8 protein-coding genes are annotated in these 10,306 nt (G+C 69.9%); 2 read left to right on the top strand and 6 right to left on the bottom strand.

The features are described from left to right. Positions 1-71: 71 nt before the first annotated feature. The 3 genes from drmC to drmA form a co-directional block, all read right to left on the bottom strand. Positions 72-848, bottom strand: a complete 777-nt coding sequence (drmC, locus tag HUX53_RS26335) for a DISARM system phospholipase D-like protein DrmC (RefSeq protein ID WP_309237438.1) — start codon at positions 846-848, stop codon at positions 72-74. Positions 849-939: 91 nt separating this feature from the next. Continuing rightward, entirely contained in the window at positions 940-2,838 is a 1,899-nt protein-coding gene (gene drmB / locus HUX53_RS26330) for a DUF1998 domain-containing protein (RefSeq protein ID WP_176405909.1), read from the bottom strand. Continuing rightward, positions 2,835-6,665 carry a DISARM system helicase DrmA gene (gene drmA, locus HUX53_RS26325; protein ID WP_176405908.1) on the bottom strand — a complete coding sequence of 1,277 codons (3,831 nt, stop codon included), beginning with the start codon at positions 6,663-6,665 and terminating at the stop codon, positions 2,835-2,837. The genes drmB and drmA overlap by 4 nt, the downstream gene beginning before the upstream one ends. Before the next feature lie 448 nt (positions 6,666-7,113). On the opposite strand from drmA, the gene HUX53_RS26320 reads away from it, so the two are divergent. Continuing rightward, positions 7,114-7,587 carry a hypothetical protein gene (locus HUX53_RS26320; protein ID WP_176405907.1) on the top strand — a complete coding sequence of 158 codons (474 nt, stop codon included), beginning with the start codon at positions 7,114-7,116 and terminating at the stop codon, positions 7,585-7,587. Positions 7,588-7,628: 41 nt separating this feature from the next. Here the strand turns inward: HUX53_RS26320 and HUX53_RS26315 are convergent, their stop codons facing one another. Further along, positions 7,629-7,880 carry a hypothetical protein gene (locus HUX53_RS26315; protein ID WP_176405906.1) on the bottom strand — a complete coding sequence of 84 codons (252 nt, stop codon included), beginning with the start codon at positions 7,878-7,880 and terminating at the stop codon, positions 7,629-7,631. A gap of 80 nt (positions 7,881-7,960) precedes the next feature. Then, positions 7,961-8,584: a TetR/AcrR family transcriptional regulator gene (locus HUX53_RS26310; protein WP_176405905.1), complete on the bottom strand. Its 624-nt coding sequence runs from the start codon at positions 8,582-8,584 to the stop codon at positions 7,961-7,963. A gap of 113 nt (positions 8,585-8,697) precedes the next feature. Here HUX53_RS26310 and HUX53_RS26305 point away from each other — a divergent pair, with 113 nt between their 5' ends. Further along, entirely contained in the window at positions 8,698-9,717 is a 1,020-nt protein-coding gene (locus HUX53_RS26305; protein WP_176405904.1) for a hypothetical protein, read from the top strand. A gap of 13 nt (positions 9,718-9,730) precedes the next feature. Here HUX53_RS26305 and HUX53_RS26300 read toward each other — a convergent pair whose 3' ends face one another. Then, positions 9,731-10,165 (bottom strand): macro domain-containing protein, encoded by a 435-nt coding sequence (locus HUX53_RS26300; protein WP_255205648.1) that lies wholly within the window; start codon positions 10,163-10,165, stop codon positions 9,731-9,733. Positions 10,166-10,306: the final 141 nt, after the last annotated feature.

The raw sequence follows: 10,306 nt of genomic DNA, 5'->3' as shown, positions 1-10,306 counted from the left end.
GGCCGCGCGGGCTGTGTCGGGGGCGGGGGTGGCTGTGTCGGCGGACGGCGTTGGCTCCGGGTCGTGGTCGGTCACAGGCGCTCCAGGAGCCCGGTGGAGCGCAGGGCGTCGAAGTGCTCGGCGGCGCGCTCGGGGGCGGTGCCGCCGCGGACGAGCAGCCCGGCCTCGATGTTGCTGTTCACTCCGGACTGGGTGAGGTTGGCGCTGGAGACCAGCAGTTCGCGGCGGTCCGCGACCGCGATCTTGGCGTGCATCCGCCCCTTGTCGTCGGCCCGCTGCGCGACGGGCCAGTGCCACAGCTCCAGGCGGAGCCCGTGGAAGGCGGCGGCGGGCTCCTCGCCGGAGAGCGCGCTGCCGGCTCCCTGCAGCGTCTCCACCACGACCCGCACCACGACACCTCGCGCGAGGGCCTCGTCGAGCGCGTCCCGTAACGGCTGGTAGGGCCTGGCCGAGTACGTCATCAGCAGCAACTCGTGCCGGGCGCGCGCCACGAGTTGGGACAGGACCTGGGCGGTCGCCCTGACCGGCACCGCGTGGCTGGTCGGTCCGCTCCACACCGACTCCACCTGGACGGCCGCCTGCTCCTGTGCCGCCGCGACACCGCGCAGGTACGCCGCGACGGCCTGCGCGGGGAGGTCTTCCTGCCGGGACGCGGCGATGAGCGCCGCCGTCTCGTCCTCGAACCCGGGCAGGCTCGCCCGGATGCCGGAGAGCGGGCGCTGGGAGTCGAACAGGTCGGCCAGGACGCGCAGACCTTGCGGACCGACCCGCACGGCGGCCTCGCGTGCGCCCCTCTCGAATCGGTCGAGGGGTGTCAGGCCGAAGTCGTCATCGGCGGATCCGTTCACGCGCGCACCCTTCCGTCGGCGGCGACTGATTTCGCCGGCCCGGCGGCCATGCGGCTCGCCCGCGGCCCGGTGGCTCGGTGCCGTCGGACGGTCACGGCAGGTCCGGGTAGAGGGCGAGGTCGGGTTCGGCTATGGGGACGACGAAGCGGCGGTCGAGGAACTTGTTGCCTCGTTCGCAGGTCGTCTCGGAGACGAACAGGCAGACGTGGCAGGCGGCGCCGTGCAGGAAGTCGGCCGGGGCCTGCGGGAGGCGTTCGGCGCACAGCGGGTCGGACGAGCAGTGCCGCGCGTCCGCCAGGGCTCGGCGGGTGAGGCGGACGAGCTGCTCGGGTTCGGCCAGGGAGACCAGGCCGCCGAGGGTGCCTTCGGCGTCGGGGACGGCCGTGTAGATGAGGATGCCGCTGCGGTGCGGGTCGTCCTCGGTGCCGGAGTAGATGCGTTCGGACAGGCTCGCCGAGCTGTAACCGCATTCGAGCGAAATCGTGCGGATCAGCAGGTGCGACAGCGTGTGCAGGGCGATGAAGCGGGCGCCCGGCCAGTGCGCCATGTCGTCGAAGTCGGACATGCTGGCGATGCGGTCGGAGTAGCGGTTGCGGCGGTGCCGCGCATAAGCCTCCCGGTGCAGGCGCATCGCTTCGGTCTTCTCGACGCGCTCCTCCCAAGCCTGGAGGAGGTCTTCGGGGACCTTGAGGAAGATGCCCTCGCCGCGGACTTCGCTGGCCGGTACCCAGGTGGGCTTGGATCGGGCGAGCTGGACGAGTTTGACGAGGTCCGGGTCTTCGGGGTCGGGGGCGTCCAGCCGGGTGAAGCCGATCAGGGCGCGGACCTCGCGGAGCCGCTCGGCCTGGACGACGTCGGCGTAGATGCCGGTCAGCTCGTCCGGGACGGGCTGGAAGGCGCGGCGGAGGGTGAAGTCGGTGTTCGGGTCGGGCAGCTTGGCCGCAGAGAAGACCTCCCATTCGGCTGTGCGGAGGTCAGGGTTCTTGTCCGCCCTGTCGTCCGCCGCCCCATCGAGCTTGGCGCGATGCCTGGCAACGGCTTCGGCGATCTCGTCGTCACTCCACTGGTCGAGTTCCTTGAAGGCAGAGGCGTTCTCCCGCGCCCACGCGTACATCGGCTTGTCGATGCCGCTGACGGCGCCCCAGTGCAGCTCGACCTTGGCGTCCAGCGCGCTGGCACCCGACTGCGGGACGGCCAGGGCGGCGAGTCCCTTGGCGAACCACTGGTTGGACGCGCCGACGACCAGGAGTTTCGGCCGCGCGTCGCAGCCCTGCGGGTCGAATGTCGCGAGGTGCGGGTGGCGTCCCCGGCAGCGCGGCAGGTTCTCCTCGCCGCGCTTGCCCTGCGCGTCCCGGATGTTGCGGTGCTCCCCGCAGTTCACACATTTGATCTCGACGTTGGCGCCGAGGTTGCCGCCGCGGTCCTCCATCCGCAGCCGCGGGTGGCTGGCCTTGGCGCACGTTCCGCCACGGTGCACGAAGTGCGCGTACGGGAAGTCGTCGAGATGGCCGCCGGTGCAGGTCAGCACGAACCGGGCCGCCACGGCGAGGGGCTTGCGCTTCTTGCACTTGTCGTGGAAGAAGCGCGCCTCGTGCGGCTTGCGCGGCTTGGTGTTCTCGAAGCGGAAGATGCCCGAGTCGAGGCCGCCCAGCTCGTTGCAGTGGGTGCAGCGCAGCCAGCCGGGGAACGGCGCGACCGGCACGCCGATCTTGGACGCCGGGCCCGCCGGGTCCTTGTCGAGGCCCTCCATCCACGGGGCGGGCATGAGTTTCTGGACGCTCTTGCCGATGCTCTGCTGGACGGCGGCGAGCAGGCGCGGCTCGGCGATCGGCATCGCCTCGGGCAGCCCCTGGTGGTTCCAGTCGTCGAGGCCCTTGACCAGGACGGAGAAGTTCGGCAGGTCGACCAGTGCCCCGACGCCGCTGGTGAACATGAGGTGGCTCGGGCGGACGCTGCCGACGCGGCGGCGGAACATCGCGGGCTCGGTCATCGGGTCTCCCGTCCGTTCGCGGCGTCGAGGGTGGACTGTCCGAGCTCGTCGCCTTCGGGCTCGTCCTCGTCGGGATCGGCGGGCGGGCCGAACGACCAGTCGGGTTCGTTGTAGAGGGGGTGGTAGATGGCCTCGCCGCTCGGGAACAGCAGGTTGATCTCGTTCTCGGTCTCCCGCATGGACATGCCGGTGGTCATCGTCTCCCACCGGCCACTGCCGGCCGGGCGCAGCAGCCCCTTGATCGTCTGCTTGTTCCAGGTGCCGTCCTGGTAGCCGAGCCGGGCGCTGCCGCCGGTCTTCCTGTCCTCCCACGCGTCGAGGACGACCTGGGCACGTTCGTTCAGGTAGTCGCGTCCGCGCGTCCCGGCGACGGCTTCGGCGCGGGCCAGCATCCGGTCGACGATGTCCTGGACGCGCGGGTCGGACCGGTCGACGTCGAACGCGTCGGGGTTGCGGGAGAAGTCCTCGGCAGCGTGCCGGATCGCGGCGACGAGCGTCCCGGCCGTGCCCCGGTCGAGGGAGCGGCGGGTGTAGGGCGTGACGGAGAGGGCTTCGACCTGCCGGTAGAAGGTGGAGTGGTAGTGCTCGAAGTCCTCGTAGTGGGCGAGGTCGCGGGGACGGGACCAGTTGTAGAGCGTGACGACTAGGCCGGGGCGTTCGGCGTCCCGTCCCACGCGGGAGGACGCCTGGATGTACTCGGCGGTGTTCTTGGGCTGCCCGACCATGACCATCAGGCCGAAGCGGGACACGTCCACGCCGACCTGGAGCATGGAGGTCGCGAGCACCACGTCCACCGGCTGCAGCCCGGCGCGGCCCCGGTCGTAGAACCGCTGCGCGAGCGGATGGGCGGGGACGACCTTGGCTTTGGAGTCCTTGCGTTCCTGCAGGTGCCGCCGCATGTCGGCCACGGTCTCGGCGCGGCGCCGGCTCGTGTCGAGGTCGGGGTCGAAGTCGTGTTCCAGCAGCTTGAGCACGTCGCTGATGTCGCCGGACGAGATGCGGGACGTCAACTCCTGGATGGCGAGCATGCCGCCGCGCTGCACGATCCGGTCGGACAGCCCCTTGGCCTTCCCGTGCCGGCGGACGCGCGTCGTCACGTCGTCGTCCAGGTACCGCCGCATACCGGCCAGTTCCCGGGTGGCGTTGAAGTAGCCGACCATCGTCATGTACGGGTCGGCGGGTGCGCCGTACTTGTCGAAGAGCGTCTGCCCGGCGAGCAGCAGGATCTCGGCGAGCCTGATCTCGGCGGACTTGATGCGGACGCCGTGCGCGCAGATGCCCAGGTAGCGCCGTCCCGGCGCCTTCTTCGTGATCGGTTCCTGCCGGGAGAAGAAGGTATCGGCGACGTCGGTGACCTGCGGCGGGAACACGGCCAGCTCGCGGCCGAAGACGCCGCGGACCTGCTCGCGGGCGCGCTTGGTGGTGGCGGTGGACGCGACGATCTTCGGGCCGGTGCGGCTTCCGCGGTGGAGCCAGGACGACAGTTCCGCGACGGCCGCCTCGAACAGGCCGACGGTCGTGCCGAGCGCGCCGGAGATGAGGTGCAGCTCGTCCTGGATGATCAGGTCGGGCGGGCGGAGCCGGACGACGGGCCGGGCGCTGACGGCGGGGAGCGCCCCCTTCTTGTTGTGCTTGCTCGCGCACCCGGTCTTGTCGTCCAGGTCGTCGTGGCGGAAGCCGTGCCGGTCGCAGTGGCTGCGGGTGCGTCCGAACAGGATGCCGGCGTAGCCCTTCCAGGGCAGCTGGGCCAGCTTGTCGACGGTGGCGATGACGAGGCTCGGCGCGTACCGGTAGATCTCCTCGTCGACGGTCAGGATCGGGAGCCCCTCACCGGTGGCGACCTTGCGGGAGAACGGGCAGGCATCGCCTTCGCCGCGCGGGCAGTAGAGCAGGATGCGACGCCGGTCGTCGTCGATGTGCAGGTCGCGTTCGGCACGCAGCCCTTCGCCGCACCAGGGGCAGGCGAGCGTCTGCAGGACGTTGGCGCGGTGGCCGCTTCCCTGGTCGCGGGCCTCGATGACCTGGTCCTTGGCGTCGTCGAACCAGTTGGGCGACACCCCGGCGCCGACCCACAGCCCGATGCGGAACCGCTCGTCTCCCCAGGTCGCGGGAGCGTTTCGCCTGATGACCTCGGCGGCGCACACGAGGGCGGCGGCCCGCTGGAACTGCTGGGCGGTGAGGAGGCGCAGCGTGTACCGCATGAGGACGGCGACGCCCGCCATCCCGTCGCGGGCGTCCTCGGCCGTGCCGAGCGTGCGCTGTAGCCGCCGGATCGCGAACGTGTAGGCGGTCAAGCCCAGGTACGCCTCGGTCTTGCCGCCGCCGGTCGGGAAGAACAGCAGGTCGACGAGGGCGGTGTCGTCGGCGGCACGCTCGGGATGGCCGGGGTCGGTCAGCGACGGCAGGTTGAGCAGGACGAACGCGAGCTGGAACGGGCGCCAGCTCGCGGCCTTCTCCCCCTGCGCGTCGATCTGCCGGAGGGCCTCGTCGTAGCCGAGACCTTCTTCGCGGCGCGGGACGAGCGCGGTGTGGCGGCGTTGCAGGGCCATCGCCTCGTTGGCGAAGTGGAAGGCGGCCAGGGCCTCCCTGTGCCCGGGACTGGTCTCGTCGGACAGCAGCCTGACACCGGCCTCAATGCGGTTGGCCGCTCTTCGCGCGTCGTGGCCGGCTCTGCGCGCGGCATCCTTCAGCCCGTCCGGCAGCCCCGGGATCTCGGCTTCCCGCGCGTCCAGCCAGGTGTTGTAGCCGTCGACCAGGGGTTGGAGGCCCTGCTTGAGCTGCGCGGGCGCGGCCTTGGCGAGGACGTCCATGGACAGCGTGACGTGCTCCAGCGGGGTGCCGGGCCCGGTCGGCGCGATGGTCGCGGGCACGTTGTGGACCGGCAGCCAGGTGGTGGTCAGCCGATGCGCGGTCCGCGAGCCCTCCGCCACGTCCGGGTGGACGGCGACGTTGCGCCCGGCGGCGTACCGGCGCTCGTTGCGGTACAGCAGCCGCAGGTGCAGTTCCTCAGCGTCGTCCCCGACGGCCTGGAGGTCGTCGGCCGGATCGTCCACGGGCAGGAAGATGGCCTTCGCGCCGTCGAGCGCCGTCACGGTCAGTTCGGGCTGGAACAGCCACGCCGTGTCCTTGTTGCTGGTCGGCTCCGTCTGCTGGTTGACGAGAGCGACCTCCACGACGCGCCGGCCGTCCCTCGGCCGGACGTTCACGCTGAGCAGCACGCCGGGCGCGTCCTCGTGCTCCCCGGTCAGCGGGAGCTTGTAGGACTCCTCCGCGTCGAGCCGCACCTCCTCCTCACGCGTGACCGGCTTCCGTGCCCAGACCCTGACCTTCTTGCCGTCCTCGCCTTCCTGTTCGTGCTGGTCGTAGTGCCCCCAGGTCGCCTTGACCACGACCGCGTCCACATCGGCGCCGACGCAGAAGGACAGCCCCATGGACGACGCCCAGATCTTTCCGAGCGTCTGCGGGCTGACGACCTCCGGCAGACCTCCCTCGGCCGCGTCCCCGTCCACACCGGTCTCGGTGTCGGGCACCTGGTCGGCGTTCTCGAGCGTCGACGCCGGCGAATGCCGCGGCCCGAGCATGCCGACGAGGTACCGTTCGCGCGGCCCCATCGCCTTGGGCTTGAACTCTTCCGAGGGCCCGTCCCAAGGCCCGAGGAGGTCGCGCCGGACGAGTTCCTCCAGCTCGTCCCGCACCTCGAACGACCCGGCCTCGGCGAACGTCTGCGGCACGTCCAGCGGCGCCTTCGCCACGGCGTCCTCCCCCTTCACCAGCGAGAGCTGCACGTCCCCCGGCTGCGGGAACAGTCCGCCGTCTTCCTCACTCACGCCGCGCCTCCACCCCTGTCGATGCCGTGTACAAGCTACACAAGCATGCCCCTCCGACAGTTGGCCTCATCTCGTTGGCCGGACGTCACCCGTGGCCGACCCCGGCCACCGGCAGACTTTGACCATCAAAGACGCCACATACCCCCTTTTCAGTGAATTTCAGGTATGTGACCTTGCTCTCCGGGCATTGACCGGCGGACCTTCGCGCCGAATCGACGCCTGTTACGTCCGTTTTCGCAGCTAAACCGCTTCCCGCGTTGAACCCGGTTCGGTTGTGGACACACCACAACACCCGTCGAGCAAGCCCGCTTCCACCGAAATGTCAGGCAAGCTCCCCACCCGCGTTCTACGAAATGCGCAATGCCCCTGGAAGATCGGCTATTACTCGCCCATAATGGGGTTCACATCAGCGGCATTGCCCAATGCGGCCGACCTGGAAGGTGGCGTCATGGACCCCGGGCTCGCCGGGCTCGCAGGTGCGGCGGGGGCGGCGCTCGTCGAAGCCATGACCACTGATGTCTGGGGCACGGCAAGGGCACGCCTCGCGCGGATCGTCGGCCGCGGCGTACAGGCCACCGAATCGGACCTGGCCCGGGAGTTAGAGGAATCGGCGGGCAGGGTGAGCCGGCTGTCTCCCCCGGAGCAGGCGGCCATGGCGGCGGAACGGGCGAGGTGGACGGCTCTGCTGACGGCCTTCCTCACCGAGCACGCGGAAGCATCCGCGGACGTCCACGCCTTCGTCGGCTACATCCGGGAGTCACTGGCGGACCCGGGTTCCGTCCAGGTGGTGCAGAACATCACCACTGGCCGGAATTCGTTCATCGCCGGCCGGGACCAGCACATATCCATGTCCTTGGACGACAAAAGCCGCCGAAGCACCCGGCGACTGGTCGGAACTGGCCCACGAGCGGCCCGCCTATGAGCACGCCCTTCTGGCCGACGGCGCTGAGGACGCGGGCCCCCTCACAACCCGTTGACTCTTCTCTCCCGTTCGGAACGCCGCTGCTGAATGCGGCGCATGATCAGCCGCTTCGCCGCACGCCGTTCCCGGCTGTTGCTCGCGGGCAGTTTCGACAGTTCACGAGCCAAGAAGTGGCTCCATTCCGTCTCCGCGACCTCCTGCCGCGACTCGCGGACGTCCTCCCAGCCGCCACTGCCGCGGATCGTCACCGCTCGCTTGCGCCGGCCGTCCACCCAGTACTCGCTCGCACTCATGCGTCCTCCCCAGGGAAAACGATCAGTTCTGCGGAGCCTAGAAGGTGTGAACTCAATCTTCAAGGTTTTTTCCGAACGACTTAGAAATCAGAGGGTGCGCCGCGTCGGCTGATCAGGGGAAGGTAGACCTCGTCGACGATCTCCACGAGGACCTCGTCAGGAGCGGTGGGCACGCCGCGCACCACGAACTCGTTGCGGAGCAGGACGATCGCCACGGTCGCGACGCGTGGATGGAGCGCCTCGGGGGCGGCTTCGCCGCGCGCCACGGCACACCCCAGGATGGTCAGCCAGGGGGCGGCGACGGCATCGGCCGACTGGTCGGGCAGTTGCGCCAGGAGTTCCTGCGCCCCGCCGGCGGCCGCGAGCAGGTCGCGCAGGATCGAGCCGAGCGGCGAACTCCAGTGGCGGTTCGCCCGGCGGAGCTGTTCGAGGACGTCGTCCCGCAGATTGCCGGTGTCGGGCGGCTGGACGCTCTTGGCCAGCCGCCGGTAGGCGGCGATGCCGAGGGCCAGCCGGTTGGGCCAGCGCCGGTAGATCGCGTTCTTGTTGGTACGAGCACGTCCGGCGACCCGATCCATGGTCAGCCCGGAGAACCCTGACTCGGTGAGTTCCGCGACGGCGGCGTCGAGGATCGCCTCCTCCAGGACAGCGCCACGGCGCCGCGTCTGCCCGCCCGCTGGTCGTTCGCCCGGATCGTCGGCCATGCCCTCGTCCCGTATTCGGTACCGCCCGTTCCTCACCAAGGTTGGCGTCGCCCTCGCACAAGAGGCAACTAGAGTACGGTAAGTACCCTAAATCAAGGAGAGGACGTCCCCCCATGCGCGCCAAGGGCATCACCTACGACACCGGCTTCGTCCGCGACGGGCGGAACTCGCGCGAACGCTTCGATCCGGCACTGGCCGAGCGCGAACTGCGCATCATCCGTGACGACCTGCACTGCAACGCGGTCCGCGTCACCGGCGGCGACCCCGACCGGCTGGAACTGGCCGCCACGCTCGCCGCCGACCTCGGCCTTGAGGTCTGGTTCTCCCCCTACCCGCTGGAGCTGACCACCGAGGAGATGCTGTCCCTCTTCGCCCACTGCGCCGAACGCGCCGAGCGGCTCCGGCAGCGAGGCGCGAAGGTCGTGTTCGTGGCGGGCGCCGAACTGAGCCTGATGAACAAGGGCTTCCTGCCAGGCGACTCCCTGGACGAGCGGGTCGAGCTCCTGACCCATCCGGAGCGGCTACGCGAGTTGGTCGCCGAGGCCAGTGCCCGCGTGAACGCCTTTCTCGGCGACGCCGTGAAGCTCGTCCGCGAACGCTTCGGTGGCCGGATCACCTACGCCGCCGTCCAGCTCGACTTCGTGGACTGGACGCCCTTCGACATCGTCTCCATGGACCTCTACCGCTCGGCCAACGTCGCGGACCAGTTCGCCGAGGGCGTCCGCACACTGGTCGCCCAGGGCAAGCCGGTCGCGATCACCGAGTTCGGCTCCTCCTGCTTCCGCGGCGCCGGCGACGTGGGCGCACGCGGCCTGGAGATCGTCGAGTACGACGAGGTCACCGGCGCACCCGTCCGGCTGAACGGCGAGTACGCCCGCGACGAAGCCGGCCAGGCCGCGTACCTGAACGAGCTACTGGACGTCTTCGAGGCCGAAGGCGTCGACAGCGCCTTCGTGTTCATCTTCGCCCTCTACGACCACCCGCACCGCCCCGGCGGCGACCCCCGCGACGACCTGGACCTGGCCAGCTACGGCATAGTCAAGGTCCTCGAAAACGGCCACGGCACCACCTACCCCGACATGCCCTGGGAGCCGAAGGCCGCCTTCACCACCATCGCCGCCCACTACCGCTGACACGCCCCATCGCTCAGATCCCCTCTGTCGAGCGCCCTTCGGGCACGTACAGCAGAACCTCCAGGCCGAGTGGGCCGAGCCACTCGGCGATCAGAGGGTGAACGGCGTCCCAGGCAAGACCCCCGTGACCGCACCCGAGAGGCGGGACGGCCACGCTGGTGACGTCCAACTCGGACAGGACGCGGGAGAGGTCACTCAAGCCGGATTCGATGTCCTCCAAGCGGGACGCACTCCGCCAGTGGCGCTTGGTCGGAAAGTTGATGACCCACCGGTCACCATCAAGCGGAACGGCAAGGACCTTGCCAGGCCCCAGACGACCGTCTGCACACGCTTCGGCGTAGGCGGTGAAGTTGGCGGGGAACGCGCGCTTGAACTGGAGAGCGAGCCCCTTCCCCATCACACCCGCTGTATTGACGGGATTGACGAGCGCCTGCGCACCGTCCCGCAGAAGGTCTCCCGTCCCCTGAGTTGGCTCAATTGGTTAGTGCGTGGCGCGTGGGGTTGAGGGCGTCGAGGATCTTGCGTTGGTGGGTGGTGATGGCGGGCGGGAAGGTCTGCTGGGTGCCGTTGATCGCGATGGTCGCGCTGC

The organism is Actinomadura sp. BRA 177, assembly GCF_013372625.1.
In the GTDB taxonomy this organism is placed as follows: domain Bacteria; phylum Actinomycetota; class Actinomycetes; order Streptosporangiales; family Streptosporangiaceae; genus Spirillospora.
The sequence above is the reverse complement of the archived record's forward strand: the minus strand, read 5'-3'. Positions and strand labels throughout refer to the sequence as shown.